The organism is uncultured Sphingobacterium sp. (genome assembly GCF_964277905.1).
GTDB lineage: Bacteria > Bacteroidota > Bacteroidia > Sphingobacteriales > Sphingobacteriaceae > Sphingobacterium > Sphingobacterium siyangense.
This window is the reverse complement of record NZ_CAXYKD010000007.1, coordinates 274,929-299,173: the sequence shown is the minus strand read 5'-3', so window position 1 is coordinate 299,173 and position 24,245 is coordinate 274,929. Positions and strand designations below refer to the sequence as shown.

Sequence of the window (24,245 nt, the reverse complement as noted above, 5' to 3'; positions counted from 1 at the left end):
TTAGATGTTTATTTAGTATAGATTGATCGTGTCTTTCTTATTTTGGATCGAGGTAAATGGTATCTTTTTCCATCCGGATATTCGCTTGTAAGATATTCGCAATCGAATAAATAATGCTTTCTTGGGAATTGAGGGATATGCGACCGTCGATTTTTCGGTTCAAAAGCGTCGTATCGCTTAAAATGATTTCTTTACCGTATACATAGCGAAATTCATTGATTAGATCAGCCACCATTAAGTTTTCGCCTGTCAAGCTCTTCCGCGTCCATGAAACCGATTCCTGTGCTGCTTTTCTGTTAGCGCTCAGATTGCGGAAGCCCTGGCTACCGTCGACAACGACATCTCCTGGTACGAGTATTTTGGTTTCGCCGCCATGTTTGTGGTTGCGTAGTGCGATGCGTCCTTCCAATAACGATACGATCACTTTATTGTCCCTATTTTTAAGGTTAAACTTTGTTCCCAGCACCTCCACGGTAATGTCGCCGGTGTAGGCCATAAAGCGCTCCCCCACCTGAATGTCTGTCGTATCTTTGTTGAGATGTTTAACCTCCAATAGAGCCTCGCCGGTTGTATATACTTCGCGTTTGGACAACCATTTCCAAGCACGACGATAAGCAACAGAAGAATTCGCATTTAAATGTACAGTACTGCTATCAGGCAATACCACTGTTTGTAAGACACCGCTTCCGGTCTGTATCACAATCATGGATTGGTAATACCAAGCTGCAGTTACAAAAAGCGCTACCGCAGCTGCAGCAACAGTTGCGGCCCACAAACGGATAATCTGATTTTTTCGTTTCTTTCTGTTTCCAGCTATGCCCCGTTCAATATCGCGAAAGAGATTCTCCGCAAATAACTGGCTAGGTTTTATGCGCGAAATGCCATACAAAGCACGAAGATAAGCGAGCGCTTCATCATATGCTGCAGCATTTTCTGGATTTGTAGCACGCCATACTTTCCAATTCCGGAAATCATCCCGATCCGTATATTTCGCAAAGCGGACAAAATCCAGATCATCTAAGAAATCCTGCGTACTGTAACTCGTATATTTCTCCATTATTAAGCCTTTGTTAAATACAAGACAAATGGACATTAAATTTTATCCCATGGATTTTGATTTTTTTTTAAAAAAAATCAAAATACGATTTCAATACTTACCAATTTCATAATTTAGCACGCAAATTAATGTTCAAAAGCCTATTTTTGGACCAGTGAGACGTAATGATTTATTACTGTTATTATTTAAAATAAGGGTTTCATTATTGTTATTAAATCTTTACTATTTTTGGAGAAGCAAATGATCTATTTCATTTAATGGTACAAATTCGGAGATGAACAACACCATAGATCGGTACTGGAATGAATTCATTGAGGGCGACAAACAAGCTTTCGAGCAGATCTATCGTGCGTTATTACCCAGTCTATACGAATATGGCATGCGTCGGGTAAAAGACGAGGATTATGTCAGGGACTCCATTCAGGATGTATTTATCAAGTTTTGGGAAAACCGCAGCAAGCTACGAAGCATTTCCAATCCGAAACATTATTTGCTTGTCGCTTTAAAAAATAGCCTGCTGAATACCCAATTGCGAGACGGCAAACTATCTTCATTTGGTGAAAAAGATGATTTCCAGCTCACCTATGATGTCGAATCCACTTATATTGCTGCTGAAGAACAACAGACCACAGCTTTAAAGCTAATTCAAGCATTAGAACAGCTAACTGGCAAACAAAAAGAAGTTATTTTTCTTCGGTATTTCGAAGAACTGAGTTATGAAGAAATCAGTGTACTGACCAACATATCTGTCAAAAGCTTATACAAACTAAATAATCGTGCCATGGAAGCGCTGAAAGATATCATGGGTATTCCAAAGCAGCATCTCCTCGTCCTGCTCTACATGATCAAATTTTTGCACTCGTAGCGAAAATAATTCCTTTCAATCTGTTGATCTAACCAGATACCCAGCAATCCCCTTCTAGCGTCCATTAATATCATTTCAGGGTAATAATAAAAGGTAAAAACTGTGCTTTCGTTTGTTAAAACTTACTTTTGGATTCAAAAAGTCAATAAAAGAATTCAAATGAAAAAGCGCTATAAATTCATCGCACTAGCTTCTCTCTCTTTTCTTACCAACAGTTGCAACATGTTTGACATCCACCCTTATTCAGGAAAAATAGATGGAAGAAAACATATTAATGCAGATAATATCGTCAAAATCGAACATGATTATGCTAATCAGGATACCATCCGCTACGCTTTTATCAGTGATTCGCAGCGCTGGCACGATGAACTTGACGATTTTGTAAAAATAGTCAATAAAAGAAATGACATCGATTTTATTGTACACGGTGGCGATATTAGCGATTTTGGACTTACCAAGGAATTTTTGTGGCAGCGTGATATTTTGGAAAAGCTGAAACAGCCTTATGTCGCCCTTTTGGGAAATCACGATTGTCTGGCCAATGGCGAAGAGATCTTCGAACAAGTGTTTGGCACAGCAAATTATAGTTTTATTGCAGGTAAAACAAAATTCTTATGTTTAAATACCAATGCGCTGGAATCAGATTACTCCAATCCCGTTCCCGACTTTTCATTTATTGAGCAAGAGCGTCAAAAAGATACCACACGTTTTGAACAAACAGTTGTCGTCATGCATGCCAGACCCACATCCGATCAGTTCAACAACAATGTAGCTTCAGTCTTCCAATACAGTATAAAACAATTCCCCAATCTCCTTTATTGTACCAATGGCCACGATCATATCTATCAAAAAGAAGATATTTTTAAGGATGGTATCATCTATTACGGTACTCCCAATATCGGTAAACGTCAATTTCTAATTTTTACAATCACTAAGGACCACTATACCCATGAACTTGTTTCTTACTAAATCAAAAATACGATTTTTCGCGCTTGTTACCCTTTTCTTTTCAGTTCACAATATGGCTCAGGCTTCCGAACACCAATATCTCCCACGAACAAGCTTGGCTGGCAACAAAACGGACACTCTCCAGGAGAATAGCATCACAACGGACAGCATCAAAACGGGAAACATGAGCACTAAAGAACTAAAAAAAGCCGCCTTTAGCCTTGTTCCATCAAGTTATATGCTTCAATACGCAGGATCCATAGGACTGCTTTCTGCCGGAACAGGCTGGGATTATGGCCGGCACAAGCAGTGGTCGACAGATTTCCTGCTTGGCTATGTACCGAAATATGATACAGACCGGGCTAAACTTACCTTAACGCTGCGTCAATCGTATACACCTTGGGAAATTAAACTCAGTGAACAGTTTACTTATCATCCCTTGCGTACCGGTGCTTATCTCAATACGACCTTGGGTAAACAATTTTGGTATAAAGAACCTGACAAATACCCGAATAGCTATTATCGGTTTTCGACCAGGCTACGCATCAATATCTTTGTAGGACAGGACTTCAGCTATAAAATCAAATCCAACAGTTCTTATTTTGAAGGCATAAAATTCTATTATGATCTTCATACCAGCGATCTTTACCTCGTTAGCGGCGTACAGAACAAGTATCTTAAATTTGATGATTACATTGGACTCGCCCTAGGTGTCAAGCTACAGATTAGGCGAAAATAATGCGCAAAAAAGGCTAGATCGATATCGATCTAGCCTTTCTGTTAAAATACAATCAACTCACTAACTTACTTAAGATATCATTTAAACAAAAGCTACGGTCAAAACGTTTTAGAATTTACGGTCTGTACGTTTAATACCCCCTCTTTTAAACCTTTGCATTTCGCCTTTATCTGAATCTTTCCCGATTTTTCGCCTGCCTGAACAATCAAGGTAAGCTGTCCATTGAATAAATGCATCTGCGGTTTATGAAAAGCCTCCAGATTTGTTGGATCACCGTTAGCCAAGGCTTTAAATGTACCATCGCCAACTACGTCAAATTGGATCAGTTCTGCGGCCAGCGGGCAGAGGTTCCCCGCTTTGTCCACTGCTTTGACACGGATGTAGGCTAATGCACGGCCATCAGCAGAAATGGAATCATGAACTGCATCCATTTCAATCCTGAAGGGTTTTCCCGCCGTACGGATTATTTTTTCGGCCGCTGGTTTTCCAGATTCATCGTAAGCTACGACTTTGACTTCTCCGGGTTCGTATACCGTATTCATCCACATGAGGCGGTAACGTTCCTGTAAAGAAGCCTTACTCTTGCGCTGTATTCCCTGACTTTCCCCATTGATAAAAAGTTCGGCACTTGGATAATCTGTATACACGAAGACAGGGGTTTCTTGTCCCGCACGCTCAGGCCACGTCCAATGTGGAAGTATATGCAGGGTATGCTCATTTCTATTCCATAAACTTCGGTACAGATAATAACGGTCTTTGGGAATGCTCGCTAGATCAATAATACCGAACATGGAACTATGGTTGGGCCAGGCATCGGTATCATAAGGGGAAGGTTCGCCAAGATAATCAAAGCCTGTCCAGACAAATTGCCCCATGGTCCAATGATGATCTTCCGCCAGGGCAAAATCCTCATCCGGAAGGTTGGACCAAGAGCAATATTCCATATCGTAAGAAGACGACTGATGATCGGAATACAACATATCACCTTTTTTTAGCACCGGAAATTTATAAACGCCCCTCGAGCTCACTGTTGATGCCGTTTCCGAACCCAACACTAGATTTTGGGGTAATTTGGCATACGCCTCTTCGTAACGGTGCGCACGATAGTTTAATCCCGGAACATCCAACAGACTAGCAAAACCATTTTCCAGCACACAGTTTACCTGATCCATACCGCAGGTCACTGGTCGGGACGGATCCTCACGATGGCATATATCCTGTAAAAACGAAGCTACTTTATAGCCTTCAGCACTGCATTGTGTGGGCACTTCATTTCCAATGCTCCACATCACGACAGATGGGTTATTTCTAAAATGATGGATCATGTTGACCATATCCCGTTCGGCCCAATCCGCAAAAAATCGATGATATCCATTTTTACATTTCGCAATATCCCATTCGTCAAAAGGTTCAATCATCAGCATAAAGCCCAATTCGTCACATAGGGCAACCAATTCCGGAGCCGGCATATTATGTGCCGTACGAATGGCATCGCAGCCCATATCTTTGAGTAATTCCAATTGATAACGAAGAGCCGAAACATTGATTGCAGCCCCCAAAGGTCCAAGATCATGATGATTACATACCCCCTGAAACTTTCGGATCTTTCCATTTAACATAAATCCCCGGTCGGCAATAATACGTACCTCCCGAATCCCAAAACGGGTTTCAAAACTGTCTGTCAATTTACCGTCTACAAATACTTGCGTGGAGGCCCGATACAGATTTGGATGTTCGGGGCTCCAGAGAGCAGGGTTTAGCACTTCAAGATTTTGCACGAAAGGCTTGCCATAATTTAGTTTTTGTTGGTTTTCCTTCTGCGCAACCACCTGTCCCGCCGCATCCAAAATCGCAGTTACCATTCGTACCAACTTGCCATCAGCATTCTTCAAACTGGTTTCAAGCTTAACTGAGGCTAGACTGTCCGACACAAAAGGCGTCGTGATATACGTCCCCCAAACAGGTACATGGATCTTCTCCGTCACGATTACATGCACATTGCGATAAAGTCCTGCACCGGGATACCAGCGTGATGACTGTGCTTTATTTTCCAACCGCACAGCAACTGTATTATTCATCCCGTCCTGATGTAGAAATTCGGTCACATCACAATGAAAAGCATTGTAACCATAGGGCCAAAAGCAGGCTTCCTTTCCATTGACATAGACCCGGGCTTCACTCATTGCACCATCAAATTTCAGGACCACGCGTTTATTGACGGGGTCGAATTGTGGAATATCAAAGTTGGTACGATACCAACCCACCCCCACATAAGGCAAACCGCCAGTCCGGCCCGTTTTTACAGTTGCCTTTTTCTCTCCATTTTGTGTCACTGCAACATCCTGCAGATCGTGTGACCGGTCAAAAGGCCCGAAAATAGCCCAATCATGCGGTACAGTGACCTTTTTCCAGGCCTTATCATCCAATGCTGCTGATTCCCCATGAACAACCTCACCCTGAAAAAAACGCCAGTTTTTCTCCAACAGGAAGGATTGGCGTGCTGACTGTCCGTGCGAATTGCCCGAAACAAGTAAGAATAAAAGAAACAAAAAGTAAGTCGTACGCAGTAATCTCATCATCAATTCAGGTGTTTATAGTCTACAGTTCAATTTTTTCATTGTCATTCAGCGGCTTAAATATACTTTATTTAAAGGCATTCAATGCTTTTGTTGGGCGCCCATTATTGTCAAATGCGCCTAGGGTATAACCATTCCAGCCACCATACGCCAAAGGCTCCCAATAGAATATACCCAGTACTTTCTGATCGGGCACACTATTGACCGCATTGAAAAGATCCTTTAACCATATTTCAGCACTATCTGCTTCATCCCAGCTCATCCCCACCTCGCAGATCATCACTTCTGAATTGTATCGGGCAACCATATCGTTGATGTTGCTGATGCAGGCCGCATTGCGCTCTTCCCAGTTTTCTGGAGTCGGATAAAGTGACATGCCAATTACATCCCATTTCCCCCCGTTGTTTTTCAGACCGTCGAACATCCAACGAAACAAGTCATTGTCAAATCCATTATGCAGATGTACGATCACTTTTGCTGCCGGAAACACCGCTTTTACCGCATCATAGCCGGCATTATTCAATGTGGCATAATTAGCCATACTGACAGAGGCTTTTCCATCTTCCCAAAGCATTCCGTTGCCCGTTTCATTACCGACCTGCACCCATTCAGGTGAGATACCACTATCTTTTAGCAATTGAAGAACCTCCGTTGTATGATCACTAACAGCCTTCTTTAACCCATCAAACGATAAGCTCTTCCAGGCGGCAGGCTTTGTCTGCTGTCCCGGATCCGCCCAGGTGTCACTGTAATGAAAATCCACCATAATACGCATGCCCAGATGATGCGCCCGACGAGCTTTGACCAGTACGTCATTCTTGTTGCACCAGCCTTGTTGGGGATCTACCCAAACACGCAGACGTACCGCATCCATGCCCAGTCCACGCAAGATTTTCAGCCCATCCACTGCGCTGCCTCCTGCATTAAAAAATTGCACACCTGAGGCTTCCATTTCAGTAATCCAGCTCACGTCCGCACCTTTTGCCAAATGTGTTTTAGGTACATCCACCTTAAGATTATCTTTGTCGTTACAGCCAGACAAGCCCAAACACAAGCCTATCAGGGCCAACATTATTTTTATTTTTTTCATCCGATTATTTCATTTAAGAACCCGTCCCTATCTATTTTATTCCACATGATATTTGAATTGTTTTGGATCGCTTAGATCAAGAATCAAGGTATGTGTGCCGATCTTGTCATAAGCGAAGCCAGTTCCATCGCCCGTATACAAGGCACAGTTTCCATCGCCCTCTGCTGCGCCAAAAAACCAAGTCCAGCTGCCATTGATCAATACCTTAATTCCCCATTGTTCAGCTACCGTTGTCGTGATGGTTGCTTTCCAAACCTTCGCCGTCTGGTCATATACCATTGGTGTTGCTGTTGCACTCCAACCATTAAAATCGCCCGTTACCGTCATGGATTCTACGGAAGTTTCTTTCCAGGCCAACTTATTGACATCGGCTGTCAAGTATAAGTATCCACCTTTACTCGTCCAGCAATTCCAGCGATCAGCACCGCTATACAAGATATATTGGCTACCATCCAGGGGATAAGAACCATAGATGATCGGTGCACTCGCGCTTTCCGCATTGGTTAAATAGAAGTTGTACCATTGGTCGAGACGCACAAAACCATCGTAAAAACCATCTTCCTTTCTCGAACACAGTTTCCATGGAAATTGCGTAAACTCTTTATTCGATAGATAGAGATAGGCAGCATCCTCAACGGGCTGGTAAGCGGTCACAGTCAGGGCGATCACATTGCTGTAGAGCCAATCTGTATTGGTTCCCAATCGCGAAGCAATACGGACATAAAACACGTTCTTTTCATCGGGCAAAAATCCCATTCCCGTGACAAGGTTATTCAATTGTTCATGCGTATAGCTGAACGAGCTTGCTACCTGCTCGATACTTTTGGTGACAGCAGAAAAAGATGGATCAGCAGCAATTTCTATTTTATTTTTTAAAGCCGACTGCGCCATTGGTTCATCGCTAGCCAAAATCGCCTCATCCCAGACAAGCTGCAGGGCCACGGTCTTGCGGTCAGTAGATTTTAAGACCAGTTCTGTTGCACTGCTGTACAACACTGCAGGTTTTATCCCACTGACAGCTGGTGTCCCACCCTCCTTTTTACAGGCAACGAAAAGCAACACCAGGATATAGAGTGTCAATTGTTTCATAGGTATCATTATCTTTAAAAGTCCATATGGGAATACCTGGATACTCTCCGCAGCATGTGTGCTCAAATAGCAGTATATCCCCATAGATTTAGTTATTAATGCCAGCCACCGCTAGTAGCCAGGATTTTGGATCAAATTCGGATTAGCGCTCATATCGGTGGTTGGAATCGGATACAGATTGAATTTCGCATCCACAGAGCGGCCGTTCATGTCACCGCCTTTCCATTGCCAGAGGTAATCGCTACCGGTAAATTTCCCAAATCGAATCAGGTCAGTACGACGCGTACACTCCCAAAACAGTTCACGACCGCGTTCTGCAAGGATAAAATCCAGTGTCAGCTGCGCCTGGTCAATGGCTCCGGCCGAACTGCCATATCCCCGCTGACGGACACTGTTGACCAACCTGATCGCTTCCTGTACACTTCCTCCGCCACCGCGCAGTACAGCCTCAGCATACATTAGATACACGTCGGCCAAGCGGATCATCGGGAAATCAGTACTTACCAAACCTTCATCTGTGGTATAGGTACCATCATCTTTCAAATTTGTAAACTTAACAAGCCCGTATCCCTGGCTCGAGGCAGCGGGATCTTCGACATCCAGGGACTGGCCGTTTTTCCAAAAATCACCTCTTTTGTCTTCCACCTGAAAGAGTGCCACAAATTCGCGAAGTGTACGAAAACTATTCCAGCCGGAAAGCACACCGTAATCCGATGATTTCATGCTTCCAACAATAGGGCCGTTGACAAGATACGTTGTCGCACCCCATGTCGTTGTATGCGCTACATCGGCCTCTATCGGGAAAATAATTTCATTGGTCCGTTTATCATTATCAGCATTAAATACCTGCTTATAATTCGCATTTAAGGAATATCCAGCATCAATCACTTTTTTCGCATAGTTCAGGCATTCGGCATTACGTGCTGTACCCGTATAGACCTGCGCATTCAGATAATTCTTGACCAATAGGGACCAGGCCGCAGCACGGCTTACCCGGCCATACTCATTTTGACGTGCTTCCGGTAAGATCGTCTCGATCTCAGTCAATTCTTTTTCAATAAATGCAAAGAGATCAGCTCTTGTCATCCGTGGTGGAAAAAATGCAGCAACCGGGTCCTTTTCAGTCACAAAAGGAACGTTTCCATAAAGGTCCATGGCATGACTATAGGCCAATGCACGCAGAAAACGCGCTTCGGCTGCGAACTCCAAAATTTGTGTCTGCTCGGCCGAATTAAAAGTCGCCAGCTTCTCTGTTGTTGCATTCCGTAGGAATTCATTACAGATGGCTACCGTATAATAGATCCGATAATACATGGCATTCACCCAGGTATCAGAAGCTCCCCAGGTCATATACTGGATATCGGTCATATTGTCGCCTCCGGCCCATGTATAGATCACTTCATCAGTCGGTACCTCCTGTAAGTTAAAGTAAACCCGAAGGTAACCCCAAGAGGCCGTGCTGCCCGCCATATCCGGATCGGCATCGCCCCGTCCATTGCCCGCAACGGCAAATGAGGCATACAATTTAGCAAGCACAGCCCGGTAACCATCCACAGAGGTGTATACCGACTCCGAAGTAGTTTCTACAGTAGGGTACTGGTTTAAGTCCTTTGTACAGGATTGCAGCAATGCGATTATACCCAACAATCCAAAACAATATCTTTTTATATTTTTCATCGCTATATAAGTTTTCTTTTTTGAGGTAGCCATTAAAAATCCATATTGAGACTCAAGGAGAAAGTTCTTGAGCGTGGGTAGAACGAACTGTCGAATCCACTCGGAACCTCAGGGTCCATGCCGCTATATTTGCTCACAATAAAAACATTCTGAGCTACCGCACCCACACGTAGATTGGAGATCTTACCCACCTGACCAAAATTATAGTTCACCGACAGGTTTTCCATCCGAAGGAAGGAAGCATTTTCGACGTAATAATCCGAATAATACTGTCTGGTCTGGAATTGGGTATTCAAGTAATCCCGATGTAAGTTGTTGATCGACGCATCCACATATTGAACTGTTTCCCAAGCACTAAGATTCATTTTGGTATTATTGAATACGTAGTTACCCAAATTTGCGCGTAGTGTCGTTGCTGCTGTCCATTTTTTGTAAGTTAACTGCGTATTGAAACCAAAGAGCCATTTTGCTGCCGGCGATTGATAGCGGTATAAGTCTTTTTCGTTGATCGCTCCATCACCATTCAGATCCGCATATACACCTTCGAGTGGCTTGCCAGCCTCATTGTATAACTGTTTGTAGACATAAAACATGTAAGGCTGATACCCCGTTGTCAGAATCTGGATACCACGACCACTGACATTCGGTCCCACATAAGTTCCTACGGCGTTCGCATCCTGCACCAAAGCTATATTGGTCACTTTAGTATGCTGATTAGTCGCATTGAAATTGACTTCCCAGCGCAAATCATCCTTTTGTATAGGTACGGTATTCAGTTGAAATTCGAAGCCACTACTTTCGACATTACCTACGTTAATGGTCGCATTCTGGTCAAAATTGGTTCCCGCGGCTACAGGCACATTGGCCAATAAATCATGCGTTTTCCTTGTGTAATATTCTATTGAACCAGACACCCTGTTTTTCCACAAAGCGAAATCCAGGCCGTAGTTAAATGCTTTGGTCGTTTCCCAGCGTAAGTCCCGATTGTAAACCGATGGTCTATACACCAGATGGTACTGATCGCCGAAACGATACTGTGCATAGGCTGTTCCCAAATTGTATACCGGCAAATATTCGTAATTTCCGATTCCTTCCTGCTGCCCTGTAACACCGTAACTCGCACGGAGCTTTAGATCGTCCAGGAAAGAGATTCCTTTCATGAAAGACTCCTGCGAAAGACGCCAGGCCAAGGCGACTGACGGAAATGTTCCCCAGCGGTTTTCGGGACTGAATCGGGAAGTTCCATCCTTACGGACCGTAGCGGTCAATAAATAACGGCTATCGTAATTGTAGTTGATCCGTCCGTACCAGGAAATCAGGGTATGTCTTTCGTCAGATGCAATAGCAGTCGAGCGTATATCACCAGCTTCGTTATAGTATACGATAGGTGGCCGTCGGGCACTCCAATATTGATAATCGTGGCCTGCTGTCACGTCAATTGTACTTTTAATTTCCGGGAAGAACTTATTATAGTTTAGATAGCCTGTAAACAATTTATTTTTAAGCGTCTGTTCATAACGGTCAAAAGCGCCTCCGATCGTAAAATTATTGGCCGCACTTGCCGGAATAAGATTCGATCCATTCCCTTTGCCATAGTCATATCCGAGTGTTACGTGCGCTTTCAATTCAGGCAGCAGATGGAATTTATAATCGAGGTCAAGGTTACCCACGGCTCTATTGACTGTACTACGGTGTTTTTCCTGCTTGAGCAATCCCAGTGGATTGAGGTTTGCACCTGTTGCCGGAAGACCGGCATTATCCAAACTCTCGTAATAGCCACCATACGCATCTGCCCCAGAATAAATCGGTTGCGTAGGATTAAACGCTACAGCAGACCATATCGCATCGGTATTGGCAAAACCGTTGTTGTTATGGGCACCTTTAACATTTAAATTTACGGTCAGGTGTTTATTAAAAAAAGTGGGATTTAACACCAAAGCGCCCGTCACGCGCTCCGTTTTGTCGGTACGCAAAGTCCCTTGCTGATTATAATAGCCCACCGATGTACGAAAAGGCAAGGTTTTACCGATCTTTCCCTGTAGACTTAAGTTATTATCCGTCCCGATGGCATCCTGAAAAACCTCAGACAGCCAATCTGTTGAGGCATTGCCCAGTAATGCCTTTTGGGCAGTGCTCCCTTTGGTATTGATGAGCGAGGCAAATTCATCGCGCGACATCATATCAGCCACTCCCATAGCCTGCTGCATGGACACGATTGAAGAGAAAGAAAGCCGTAAAGCATCTCCTTTACCCTTCTTTGTTGTTATCAATAATACCCCGTTTGATGCTCGGGATCCATATATTGCTGTCGATGACGCATCTTTGAGCACCGTCATGCTTTCGATATCATTCGGGTTGATCAGACTTAGAAAATTGCCACTATTGCCACTAATACCACCAGTCTCTAGCGGTACCCCATCCAATACGATCAATGGATCGTTGCTGGCACTCAAGGAGGCTCCCCCACGGATACGTACCGTACTCCCGGAAGAAGGAGAACCGCTGTTGGACATCACCTGCACACCAGCTGTTTTTCCATTGATCAGCTGTTCGGGAGAGCCGACAAGTCCACTGTTAAAATCCTTGCTTCCGACCGTATTTACGGCACCGGTTAGATCCTTTTTTGTTGTGCTACCGTAACCTACGATGACGAGCTCTTCCAGCACATTTCCCGCAGGCACCATACTGACATCCACGGATGTTCCCCCTACCACCGTCAAGGTTTGGCTACTGTAGCCTACAACAGAAAATAGAAGTTGGGATTTACCCTTGGGCAATGAGATACGGTACGAGCCATCACTCGCTGTTGAAGTGCCCACCGTAGTTCCGGCCACCAATACTGTAACACCTGCCATCACCTGCCCATGCTCGTTGCGGACCACCCCACGGACATCCTGTTGTTGCATCGACCTGATCCACTTGCTCTCCCCTTTCGTTGCAGCATATAGCTGCGTTTCCCCAAGACAGGATAGCAAGGACAAGCCCAATAAACTTGTTTTAAATGCAAAACCCTTCATTGTTTAAAATTTAGATGTGTTTATAATTGTTTTCTTTCCCTTTATTATATTTTTTGTATTCTTTACCGCTTTATTAAGCATTCCCCTAAAAAACGTCGCCGTTTTTTTCAGGTCGACATCCTGCTCCAAACCTTGATCTTTATAGCCTGACGGATTATTATCCATGGCCTAATGATCCGTGGAATTATGCAGCTGCATCGCTATTCGAGCCATATCGCAGCTATAGATAGTGCCACCCCCTCCATCTTTTCGCCTGAAACGATTAGTTTTTCGATATCCCTTTTGTCAAATTGAACCTGAACCGTGGGCTTAAAAAACCGCTCAAGAAATACAGGGTAAGGAGCAGGTAGCAAAGCCGTAGGCACGAGTTTTAAGTCGGCTAGATCCATACGGACCACTGTTTCGCCGGATGCCCCAATAGCTATATTATCCACATAGGTATACCCTTTTTTTGTCACAAACCCAGCATTCAGCAGCGGATTTCCACCCTCATGTTTCAAGAGTATACAGAGCTTTGTGGCAGCAGCGATACCCGCAGGCCGTTCAGCAATTGTCGATTTGATATCTTTTACCCAAAAATACTGTACCCCCGAATCCTTGGCATGAAAAGTATAGGTCCAAAAAGGAACTTTACTGAGATCATGATGCTCCCGTTGCGCAGTTATGTAAGCCGTTTCTGGAATAGCGAAAGTTTCCAAAGAAGACACTTTGGACAAGGACTCAAAAAGCCCTATAGATGCACGCTGCTCATTTAAACCCACCGTCCAATAACTATTGACACGATAATTCCAATCCAGCGGGGCTCCCTTCTGATTGTCTGGGTAGGTGATTTTTTCACCATCCACAAACACAGTAGCTGTATATTTCAATTCATTGCCCACTAATAAGGCTGCCGGGACATCCGCTTCATAGGTACAGTTATCTTTGGAGATCAACTTGATGTAGGGATTATGATCTTTCCAAAATGAAACCTGATCCGTTTGTAGAATAATGGAATCGGGCTGTTTTTCAAAAACATAACGGAACTGCAATTTGGTAGAGCGCCCTTTTTCCAATATTTCGGGCTGCTGGTGTATCAATAAAGGCTGCTTCAGCGCTTCAGTTTTTGGCGCGTAATATTCGCCCAAATAGCCATTTTTCCAGGGCGAGGAAGCTAGCCAGCTATTTTTCAGCTGGAGATTCTTACGTTTTAACAGATATACTCCAGGCTTAACGCTGAAACTTGTTTTAGCGACTGAAATAGCTTCATCGTTGTCATTTTTCACTAACAGTGAACGGACGGTAAACAGGTCGCCTAGATCAGGAATCCGAATATCGATCCTCTGTGACCGATACAGGATATGTACCACCTCCCGATCGAGCGATGGCTTGGCAAAAGGATCAGCGATTTTTTCTGCATCCGGCATAACCTCCAAACGCCATAGACCATCTTCCAGACGATCTAAAAAATAAGCACCGGATCCACCGTACTCCACCACAGGTGATGAACCATGACCGGCAATATGTTGCAATTTCGTTGGATTTAAAGGCCTTACTGTCGTATTATTGGTGTAAAAATACTTATCCTGCGCATTCATCACGGAGAGATCCTGCTCATAACTGACGCTAAAATCGCCAAATAGGGTGTCTTGAGGATACTGTTCAAACTTTTTATTTCTTGGTATCGTATAAGCTACCTCCGCAGCGATCATGGTACTCAGTGCTTTTGCCGGGGTATAAGCCAAATTGAGATAATGTGTCTGATATTCGGTATTGTAGGCTGCAATATCCATCGGATCGTAAGCAAACTGAGTGATCCACTGAAATCCCGCCGAACGAAATGTGCGGCTCATTGCGGGATGCATGTAGCTGTAGAGATTATCAGCAGGATCATATTCGTAAACCGCCTTCGCTTTGTTGGCAAAGCCTTTCAAGTTTGAAAAAGGGATATCGTACTGATCAATGTAAGGAAGAAAATTCCCCTGGCGCTCCCGTCCAGCAACCAGTCCCACAGGATACCATTGATAGGTTGTCCCTTGGATATCAGCATCAAAATAAGCCTTAACATGTTCCATATTATGACTTACATTGTAGAAAATCGGTTTTTTGTTACCACTTTTCTTCATGGCCTTCACCATTCGACCGATATAGTCCGACGTTGTCTGAATGGCACCTGTATGGCAAGGTTCATTATTTATTTCAAAGCCAATGATATAGGGGTCCGTCTGATAAGCATTTCCGGTATAGGGGTTGACATGATGAAGTAATTGGGTAATGTATTTTTCCTGTGCAGCTATCGCCTGCGGATTAGCATGAACCGCACACTTATCATAATGATACGTAAATGCATCTGTATTTATATTTCTTTCTGGATAACCATTACCAAAATTGGTCATTCCCGTAATCAGGATCCTAATTCCCCTCTCCTGAAGTTTAAAGAACAGATAGTCCAATAGATCAAGGTGCTCATTGTTGATCAGGTTACCATTTTTATCGGAGATTTCTACATCCCAAATATGGATACGATAAGCATTATATCCCAAACGGGCGAAGTGGTAAACGTCGCGATCAATAGCCTGCTTTCGATCGAAGCCTTTATCGTGCAAAGCCCGAAAGGCATGGGCAAAAGGAACGGTATAATTGACGCCATAAAATGAAGCTTCAGCGTTGGAGTCGGACCAGCGCATGACACCTTCACGGTCGACAAAAACTGTAGGGACCTTTTTAATAGCCTTCAATTGAGCGTAAGAATTGACATAGCCCAAAAGAGCAAAGCAGCATAAAATAATTACACGCATGGATTGTATCGATTTATAATTTTTTGGTTATTACTCTTACAAACCTATCAAACGTGATTATTTTTTAAGGCCACATATCGGACAAAGAACAACACAAATTGGACATCTCTCAGCTCCCAACACAACAAACAGCAATAAAAATCAGCAATTTACAAATAACCCTCCATATACACCTTTGGTGACATCCCAAATTCCGATTGAAAACATTTTGAGAAATAAGAAGCATTGGAGAATCCGACCATATACATCACCTCGGAAACGGTAAACTTTTTTTGCTGTAATAACAGCGCTGCTTTTTTGATACGAATGCTGCGTATATACTCCACCGGTGTATAGCCTGTTAGTTGCTTAATTTTACGATGGAGTTGTCTGGCGGCGACATCCGTGAGCTCACTGAGCCGCTGTACCGAAAATTCCGAATCGTCCAAATTTTCTTCGATCAGCTGCGTCACATTGGTCAGGAATTTTTCATCCGGTGAATGTACAGCTATTGCTTCTGTGGGTTTACTGATTTCGTCGATACGCAACTGAGCGACAATCTTATCTTTCCTATCCAAGAGCTGCAATAGCTGTATCTGGAGCAAGTCCAGATCAAAAGGTTTCGCCATATAAGCATCTATGCCGACGGCAACCCACTCGCGTCTGATCAGCTCATCGTCTTGTGCTGTCAGCAAAATGATCGGAATGGTTGCCGTCACGATATTTTGTCGTAGTTTTTTCACCATTTCAATTCCCCCCATATTGGGCATCATGGCATCCGTGAGAATAATGTCGGGCACAAAACTATGTCCGTCGATCAAGCGTAAGCCCTCGCTACCATCACTCACAATGCGGCAATCGTAATGTGGCTGCATGGCATTTCGTAAAAAATCAGCGAGTTCGGCATTATCTTCGACGATCAGTAGCTTTCGTTTAGCGCCTACCGGTATGCTATCGGTCGCATCCTTATCGTTTACATGGTCATGTTTCCAACTAAGCGTTACGGCTGTGCCCTTTTGATCGCTCGCTATATCAACGGTCCAGCCCAACTGTTCACAATAACTTTTGACAAGGTACAGACCAACGCCCGTGCCCTGTACAGCACTCACTTCTTTCAGGGAAGAACGATAGAATTTGCTAAATACATAAGGTAGGTCTTCAGGTGCTATACCAATTCCCGTATCCCGAACGACAAGCTTGACATCCGGACCAATTACTTTCAGCTGCAGTTCCACGCTACCCTCCCGACGATTATACTTACAGGCATTAGCAATGAGGTTGTTAAGAATCGACCCCAGTTTGGCTACATCGGTCTGTATAAAAAAGCTCTCCACATCGGCAACAAAATCAATATGGACGGTACTGTACTCGGGAACCTGCTGCCAGTCAGTGATAATTTGCCTGCTATAAGCGACCAGATCCACCTGAGAGGTAAGCAAGCCCTGCAAGGGCGTCTGCTGCTGCTCGACCTGATCAAAAGTCATTAATTCCTGAATGAGATGGCTTATTTTTAAGGCATTTCGATGAACACCGTCCAACTGCTTCTTTTTGTCACTGTTTTTTGTCTGCCGCATCATTTGGCTGACAGGAGCCAAAATCAGACTTAACGGGGTTTTCAGCTCATGCGACACAGCTGTCAGGAAGTCCATTTTCATCTTTGTGAGCTCAAGTACCTTCCTCCGTTCGCGCCTTTCCCATTTTAGCGTACTGCGAACCCTGAAAAAATTAACGACCCAAAATAGCAGGAAAATAACAATGAGGGCGTAAGCAGTTTTGGCCCAATAGCTTGCATACCATGGATAACGGATCTGAATATGGTAGGTATAAATCTTCGACACAACATGACCGGCGACATCCACTTTAGCCAACTGAAGGTCGTAGTTACCCGAACTTAAGTTGGACAGGAGCACTTTGTTATCACCCCGTTCCATCGGAATCCAGGTTTCATTTTTTCCTTTAAAAGCATAAGCTAGGCGATAGCCCAAATGATTTCCATAATCCAAATCGGAAAATTCAAGCCGAAGGTTATTCTGATCATGCGCCAAAGCAATCTCGTTTTTATACCGTAAGCCATAGTCGTAATTACCGAAACGTTCATTATTGACATACATTGCGGTGAGCACAATCTTTTTGGAACCATCCAGATCCGATAGCTCATTTTGCGCGGGCAACAGGACCAGCTCATCAATTCCGCCCAGCACCACTTCCTCCCGATCGGCATCGTAATACATCGAGGATATCCTTTGCCCGTATCTTAATAATTCTGTTTTTAAACTCTGCTTATTAACCTGCCACACTCCAGTACTCGTTGCCAACCAGATGCTTTCTTTGACCTCGGTCATGGCAGTTACTTCTCCTTTACCAACAGGATCAAAACGAACCAATGTATTTTTCCCGTCCGGAGCAATACGCCTCAATTCGCCATGTTCCCCTACCCACACCGTTTGTTGCCTATCCTTCAGCATAAAGGTCGCCTGATCCAATGCATGCCCAGCGCTGTCTTTAAGCTCCGTTATTTTCCCTGTGGCCACATCAATGCTACTGATCCCCTTATTATAGAACAGCGCCAAGATCTTCCCCCTTCCATTATCAACGATCTGATTGGCAAAATCTTCCAGAAGACCGTCAGCTTTACTGAAATTACGGTTTGCTATGACCGGGCCCTTGGCTTCCAATAAACGGCTTCGGTTGACGACAAATATTCCCCCCATATAGGAGGCCACCCAGAGATTATCCTGTCCATCTTGCAAGATGTCGTACGACCATTTCGCATTTCGTCTTCCACTGGCATCGACAATTGTAAAGGTTTTAAACTGTTTCGTATGTGCATCAAACACATTGACGCCACCGTCGGAGGCTATCCACACCAATCCCGTATGATCCTCAAAGATATCCCGGATACGGTTGTGTGCCAGACGATAGTTCTTGGCATCCATACGGTACCAGCTGCTTTCCGTATTCTTGTCGTCCAGCCCACGTACACGGATCAAACCATTATCGCCTCCCAGCCAATACCAGCCATTGCGATCCTTGTTAATTTTATAAAACCGGTTGCCATCGCTGCTCGCTGTCAATTGATAGATCGGCAGTATTTTTTCCACCTTACGGTTGGACCATAAGGAAAATCCCAGGTCTGTACCCAGCCAGATATTTTCCGACCGATCCTTAAAGATACTCCACACGATGTTATTGGCCAGCGAGTTTCTATTGCGGGAATCATGTTTGATCCGTTTGACCAACTGCTGATCCAGCTGATACGTAAAAAGACCATCATCCGTACCGACAAGCAAGGTGTTGGAATCTTTGGAAGCCATTGCTTTGATGGGATGATTTTGTAGTACCGAAGTCTTCTGAAGCGTATGGTTCTTCGTATTATAGCGATAAAGGCCGTATTCTGTCCCCACATAGGTACTTGCCGATTCCGGAATAGAGAATATAGAATTCACAAATTGATTACTCCCCAGCCTATAATCTGGGAGCGGTAGAGGCACAATATCTTTTTTCGATGGATTTAATTCAAAAAGTCCATTATATGTACCGATTAAGATTCTATCGCCCACCTTTTCCAGTGCATACACGGCGGTTTTTGATTTATTCTTTGGAAATGAATTCTGATAATCGATAAGTTTACGTGTCTTCGTATTATAGCAATACAAACCACTTATTGAACCGATCCACAACGTATCGCCAACAAGGAGCAAAGACCTGACATCTCCAGGTCCCCCTGTCGGAAAAGATTCAAATCGGTCGAACTGATAGTTATAGAGCAGCACTCCCTGCCCTGTCCCCAATGCGAAATGTTTATTATCGATCAGCGCAATACAGTAAACGAACGTCTGAAAAGGAGATTTGGTCCCCGTGAGCGACTGCAACGCATAGCCATCATAATTAAATAACCCATTGTTACTTCCCAGCCAAAGCATCCCCAAGCTATCCTGTGCAAAAGAGTGGACTGTATTTGCATTCGTTCCCAAGGAAATATTGCGAAAAGAGGGATAATCCGGCGATTGCCCGAAAACAGCCGTACCCACAAAGGAACAGACAAGTAACCAATAGAAATAAAAAGATTGCATTTTTTATAAGCGCTATACCACAAACTTAATTATTTCAAATGGAATACCACTTATTCAATCAATCGCCCCAAGCGGAAATAGCATCCTGTAAGGGTTCATCACAGTGTTGTGGCTGCCCTATTTATCTGGATCAACCTAGAAAATAAAAAGGTCAGCCCTTGCGGACCAACCTTTAGCACATCTGATCATCTTAAGTTTTTTAGGAACTTGTTTACCCTAGGAATCTTTTTATAAACCACCTCAGTTTCCAGCATCCAAAAAGCAGCACTGCTATGAATCCGATCAGCCAGAGCTGCAGGATAGATAAATTGTGGTGGTGATCCGATGTTGACTTTTGTGCCGTTTTAAAGCTGGTATCGTTTACTGTAGTAGATATACTGTTTTTTAAGCTTGTTTTGCCCCCCGATTGCTGCATAAGCAATTCGCCCCCCTTCCCTATCAGTCCACTATCAGGATGAAAACGGAAGCTGCTATCCGATGAAAAGTACCAATAGCGCGAAAAGCTATCCTTGCGTAAGTTGTACACTAAGTTGGTTTGTTCATTATGCTTCCATAATCCTTTAACCAGGTGCTGCTCTTCCCTATCTTGCTGCTGATATAGTTTACAGGAAACCGGCATCAGCAGCGTGCATAGGAGAAACAAAAGATCAGTTCGTTTCGTTCTCATAAATTTCCTCCTTTTGCCTTAGTCCATCCAATTTGAAAAAGCATAAATCGTCGCCAAAGGGCGCCGCTTCGACAGGACCCTATTGGCACTGTTCCCTTCCACAGTCAGAATCCAGTTGCCCTTCTGTTGACGTACAAGCCCCACATGGTTTATGCGCCCCAGACTGCTGCTGTAGATCGCAAACAGATCGGCCTGCCGGATGCCACCCTGCGCGATCTGTGCAGCCGTATACCGACGGGCCTTTGGAAAGAGTGCCGGGCTCCAGGCATTGCGCGGCAATGGGCGTCCAGCCCGACCATAACACCAGGAAACAAAAGCCGCGCACCAGGCGTATCCTTTTCCAAGTCCCACGTAGCGCAGATAGGCTTCTACCCGCGGACCATCGTTATTGCCTGTGGCTTCCTGCACGCCAATCTCCTGTAAGGCGCTATCGATAACACGTTTACGCAGGTCCGATCCTGTGTAGTAATTCACCGCTACAGCGTCACTAGGCCCATCTAAAGGATCGGTACTTCGAAGCCCGGCATATCCGCCTGACAGCTTCTGTTCCCTTACAGCAGCAGTGCCAGCACGGCCAAGAAAGAGAACAGCGACAGAAAGAATACCGAAAAATAGATAATGCATTGTTGCCATGATGTCAATTGATTAAAGTGAAAACTAAATTCCTGACGGAAAAACTTAAAAGGCTGCCACAGCATTTCCTGAAGCCAAAAGCAGCAATAAACAGCCGCCAGGCCAACCAGGACGGCAAATAGCAGCACCGAGAGCATACCGATGTCCAATACCCCCGCTGTTGGATCGATGGCCTGCAGCAAAAGTCCCGATGAAATAAAAAATAGCAGCAGGCAGGCCAGTATAATGCTAAGCAGCTGCCGCCCCGTTAACGGCCAATAGGTATCCTCGATATCCTGGGCCAGTTGTTTTTGTATAAATTCCATATTGCATGTTTAAATTTTTAAAAGAAAACTGTTTTCTGATCAATAGAAGCTACTCCTGCTGGAGTAGCCTTCCATGATCTGACCAGAACTAGGTCAGCGCAAATTCACCCAGATACTGACTACTCGATGTAATGAGACCATCCCGGTGTATTGTAAATGCCCAGCCAACCACGGTCTTACCCGAATAACTTGCCGGCAATGCAATTTCCAGGGTACTATCGTTTCTGGTTGCACCTTCATAGGCATAAAAGAGATTCTCAACCGGTTCATACAGGATTGCGAGTACCTGATCGTCTGAAAAGGCGTTGAACTTATTGATCGTAGGATCCCAGCCCAGTGTGAGTACACTCGGTGATGACTCAACAGTCTCTAAGCCCATTAAGATAGCCAAACTGCCACTGGCGATTTTTACGGCAGCATAATCAACACTAAAATTAGGGTAGTTACCGACAATCGCTTTATCGATAAAATGCTGAAAAGCGACGTTGTAGCCTGTCTTTCCGCGCTGTTTGCTATCGGAATAGCCCAGCATCAGTACATCTTTGATGGATTTGAGAAAGCTGGTAGTCATTCCAAACTTCATGCGCTGTGCAGTCTGCTTATCCGAAGCCGGTTTTGAACTTTTCTTGGGCAGGGAGCGGACATAGTCAATTCCGCGCCATGATGAACCCACAATGTTACCCACTTTACCCGTGTAAGCACCATGTATACCTTTATTAAATCTTGCCATGTTATTAATTTTTTAAAATGTTTAAAACAATGTGGCGCTGCAGGCAGCCACGGATATCGATATCATGGCACTAAGGTAAATGCGGAATATGGTGAAGGCTGGCAAATGGCGCCATCTGACGTCATTTGTCTAGAAATGCCTGTTTCGGCGGCATGCATTAAGGGAATAGCGAGGCCTGTGAAATGAGCTTAGCAAACTTATGGAAGGCAGCAAAGAGGTTTCTAAAAGACAACTAGTCCGCTTGTAGCAGGCTAATTCGATGTTTTTCTGTGGTCCCACTACCAACGAAACAGCAATAAAACAGCAGAGAAACAGCAACGGAATACCGAAGAACAGGCAAACAAAGGGTTATGAAAGCCCAAAGCAGCCCCGAAGAAAGAGCAAAGAACAGGCAGACAAATGGCAAAGAATAAGCAGAGAAACAGCAAAGGATAAGCAAATAAAGAGCACAGAACTAGCAGAGAGACAGCAACAAAAAAGCTAGCCAATGGACCGCCAATCCCAAGCGCATACGCCTGAAATCCAGCTTAAACAAATTTTTTTCAAACGAAGCCCCATAGCAGTTGTTCTTTTTTAAAAAAGTATATATGGCACATTTAGAAGTAAAACCGAGAAACGGAGCGCCCTGGTGGCTATGGCTGCTGCTTTCACTTATCGCGCTGGGATTGGTCCTGTATTTTATAAACCGTTACAACAGTGACGCCAGGTTAGATAAACCTATTCCCGACACAAGCATTAACACAACAGCGCCGCAAACAGATACCCTTTAGACCTCCGTTGCATATAGAATTGATCACCCAATAAAATTGAAGACATGGCATTAGAAGAAAAAAAATATAATCATTTGATAGAACTCGGTGGAAGCGATTACGAAATTGTCGATGGCGAACCTGATATCCGCGGCTGGAAAGTGAAAAATGAGGCCGGGCAATTGCTTGGCAAGGTGGATGATCTGCTCTTTGACCCTGAAAGCCAACAGGTCCGTTACATCCTAATCGATCTCCATGACGCCGAATTTGTTATTGACGAAGATAAGAAAGTATTGGCTCCCATTGGACTGGCGTCACTTTACGATGGTACGCAGATTCAGGCCAGCAATGAAGAAGCTTACCCGACTCCAGCTGTCGAACCGATCGATCATAGCGTGATCCTAACGGTAGACGAAATCCCAACGGAAGAACCTGCAACGGATTATCTGTATAATCCCGCCGATGATGGTGAAGTTGTAGTGATATCCGTCAACGAAGATCAGTTAATCCGGCTGCCTGCTTATCAACAGGATCAGCTCGATCCCGAAACAGAACTAAGTATCCGTCATGTATTTGAAGGCACCGGCGATGTGGGTTTTATCGTGAGCGAGAGTAGCTATCACCCGACGGAATTCTATGATCATTATCACTTTAGTGAAGATACATTCTATAGCGGCGGGAAAAAGACCGAAAGTCTTCCGCCGGATCAGGCCCAACGGACCCGAAGGGTGGCTGCCAGACATGAGCAAACCACAGGACATGAGCCTGGTACGCTCGACAATAACAGTGAATTATAGGATAATCAGGTATAACTGTTATATCAGGAACTATTACATCAGGCTTAAATTGCAGCATTTATTTAAGCCTGATGTCTATTTATAACTGTTTTATCGGGCCGTATTTCCCGAATCGACTCGTTAAAATACCCAAAACACCAGTATTTTATAACCTATCGCACAAAATAACTACTCAAATCCCTATAACTTCATATAAACTGCATTAAAATTGCAGGATTTGTAGCAAATCAATACAAATCGGTTATGAAAACAACATATAAAAACATCCACGAAAAGAATAGACAAACCATCAGGAGGTATTATGAAAAATATAGCTGGTATAAACTTGACCGGGAAGAGCTGACTCAGGAATTGCTTATCCGCGGGGGCTTTCTGGCAATTCTTACCTGGCTGCTATGGTAGATTAAACATACATCGGCGAAGATATCAATTCACAATATCCAAACCATTTGCAGTTCTGTGTTGTCCTATCTGTAA

The 24,245-nt window shown here is 44.1% G+C and carries 18 protein-coding genes; 6 read left to right on the top strand and 12 right to left on the bottom strand.

The annotated features are described in order from the left end of the window. Positions 1-37 precede the first annotated feature (37 nt). Entirely contained in the window at positions 38-1,057 is a 1,020-nt protein-coding gene (locus tag ACHWSC_RS05900; RefSeq protein ID WP_394676145.1) for a FecR family protein, read from the bottom strand. Positions 1,058-1,331: 274 nt separating this feature from the next. On the opposite strand from ACHWSC_RS05900, the gene ACHWSC_RS05895 reads away from it, so the two are divergent. The 3 genes from ACHWSC_RS05895 (at position 1,332) to ACHWSC_RS05885 (ending at position 3,609) form a co-directional block, all read left to right on the top strand. Next, entirely contained in the window at positions 1,332-1,922 is a 591-nt protein-coding gene (locus ACHWSC_RS05895; RefSeq protein WP_333574543.1) for a sigma-70 family RNA polymerase sigma factor, read from the top strand. Between the two features lie 159 nt (positions 1,923-2,081). Further along, positions 2,082-2,891 carry a metallophosphoesterase family protein gene (locus tag ACHWSC_RS05890; RefSeq protein WP_394676144.1) on the top strand — a complete coding sequence of 270 codons (810 nt, stop codon included), beginning with the start codon at positions 2,082-2,084 and terminating at the stop codon, positions 2,889-2,891. Then, positions 2,872-3,609, top strand: coding sequence for a hypothetical protein (locus tag ACHWSC_RS05885; RefSeq protein ID WP_394676143.1), 738 nt, complete (start codon positions 2,872-2,874; stop codon positions 3,607-3,609). Before ACHWSC_RS05890 ends, ACHWSC_RS05885 begins: the two co-directional genes overlap by 20 nt. Before the next feature lie 98 nt (positions 3,610-3,707). Here the strand turns inward: ACHWSC_RS05885 and ACHWSC_RS05880 are convergent, their stop codons facing one another. The 11 genes from ACHWSC_RS05880 to ACHWSC_RS05830 all read right to left on the bottom strand — a co-directional run bounded on the left by ACHWSC_RS05880 (position 3,708) and on the right by ACHWSC_RS05830 (position 22,222). Beyond that, entirely contained in the window at positions 3,708-6,188 is a 2,481-nt protein-coding gene (locus ACHWSC_RS05880; RefSeq protein WP_394676142.1) for a glycoside hydrolase family 2 TIM barrel-domain containing protein, read from the bottom strand. Positions 6,189-6,252: 64 nt separating this feature from the next. Then, positions 6,253-7,275 (bottom strand): glycosyl hydrolase 53 family protein, encoded by a 1,023-nt coding sequence (locus ACHWSC_RS05875; protein WP_286734030.1) that lies wholly within the window; start codon positions 7,273-7,275, stop codon positions 6,253-6,255. Positions 7,276-7,311: 36 nt separating this feature from the next. Beyond that, positions 7,312-8,364 carry a DUF5111 domain-containing protein gene (locus ACHWSC_RS05870; protein ID WP_394676141.1) on the bottom strand — a complete coding sequence of 351 codons (1,053 nt, stop codon included), beginning with the start codon at positions 8,362-8,364 and terminating at the stop codon, positions 7,312-7,314. A gap of 111 nt (positions 8,365-8,475) precedes the next feature. After that, entirely contained in the window at positions 8,476-10,041 is a 1,566-nt protein-coding gene (locus ACHWSC_RS05865) for a RagB/SusD family nutrient uptake outer membrane protein (protein ID WP_394676140.1), read from the bottom strand. A 32-nt stretch (positions 10,042-10,073) separates the two neighbouring features. Continuing rightward, complete coding sequence (locus ACHWSC_RS05860) at positions 10,074-13,058, bottom strand: SusC/RagA family TonB-linked outer membrane protein (RefSeq protein WP_394676139.1); 2,985 nt, start codon at positions 13,056-13,058, stop codon at positions 10,074-10,076. Between the two features lie 200 nt (positions 13,059-13,258). Further along, a complete protein-coding gene (locus ACHWSC_RS05855) occupies positions 13,259-15,835 on the bottom strand; it encodes a hypothetical protein (RefSeq protein ID WP_394676138.1) in 2,577 nt (858 codons plus the stop codon). 149 nt (positions 15,836-15,984) lie between these two features. Next, positions 15,985-19,887, bottom strand: a complete 3,903-nt coding sequence (locus ACHWSC_RS05850) for an ATP-binding protein (protein WP_394676137.1) — start codon at positions 19,885-19,887, stop codon at positions 15,985-15,987. Positions 19,888-20,098: 211 nt separating this feature from the next. Then, positions 20,099-20,554: a hypothetical protein gene (locus ACHWSC_RS05845; RefSeq protein ID WP_394676136.1), complete on the bottom strand. Its 456-nt coding sequence runs from the start codon at positions 20,552-20,554 to the stop codon at positions 20,099-20,101. An 18-nt stretch (positions 20,555-20,572) separates the two neighbouring features. Then, positions 20,573-21,187 carry a CHAP domain-containing protein gene (locus ACHWSC_RS05840; RefSeq protein WP_394676135.1) on the bottom strand — a complete coding sequence of 205 codons (615 nt, stop codon included), beginning with the start codon at positions 21,185-21,187 and terminating at the stop codon, positions 20,573-20,575. Beyond that, entirely contained in the window at positions 21,106-21,492 is a 387-nt protein-coding gene (locus tag ACHWSC_RS05835; RefSeq protein ID WP_394676134.1) for a hypothetical protein, read from the bottom strand. Before ACHWSC_RS05835 ends, ACHWSC_RS05840 begins: the two co-directional genes overlap by 82 nt. A gap of 88 nt (positions 21,493-21,580) precedes the next feature. After that, positions 21,581-22,222: a DUF6266 family protein gene (locus ACHWSC_RS05830; protein ID WP_394676133.1), complete on the bottom strand. Its 642-nt coding sequence runs from the start codon at positions 22,220-22,222 to the stop codon at positions 21,581-21,583. Positions 22,223-22,809: 587 nt separating this feature from the next. On the opposite strand from ACHWSC_RS05830, the gene ACHWSC_RS05825 reads away from it, so the two are divergent. From ACHWSC_RS05825 to ACHWSC_RS05815, 3 genes are all read left to right on the top strand, one after another. Further along, complete coding sequence (locus ACHWSC_RS05825) at positions 22,810-22,992, top strand: hypothetical protein (protein ID WP_394676132.1); 183 nt, start codon at positions 22,810-22,812, stop codon at positions 22,990-22,992. A gap of 44 nt (positions 22,993-23,036) precedes the next feature. Further along, positions 23,037-23,768 carry a PRC-barrel domain-containing protein gene (locus ACHWSC_RS05820; RefSeq protein ID WP_394676131.1) on the top strand — a complete coding sequence of 244 codons (732 nt, stop codon included), beginning with the start codon at positions 23,037-23,039 and terminating at the stop codon, positions 23,766-23,768. Between the two features lie 243 nt (positions 23,769-24,011). Continuing rightward, positions 24,012-24,170, top strand: a complete 159-nt coding sequence (locus ACHWSC_RS05815) for a hypothetical protein (protein WP_183043818.1) — start codon at positions 24,012-24,014, stop codon at positions 24,168-24,170. Positions 24,171-24,245: the final 75 nt, after the last annotated feature.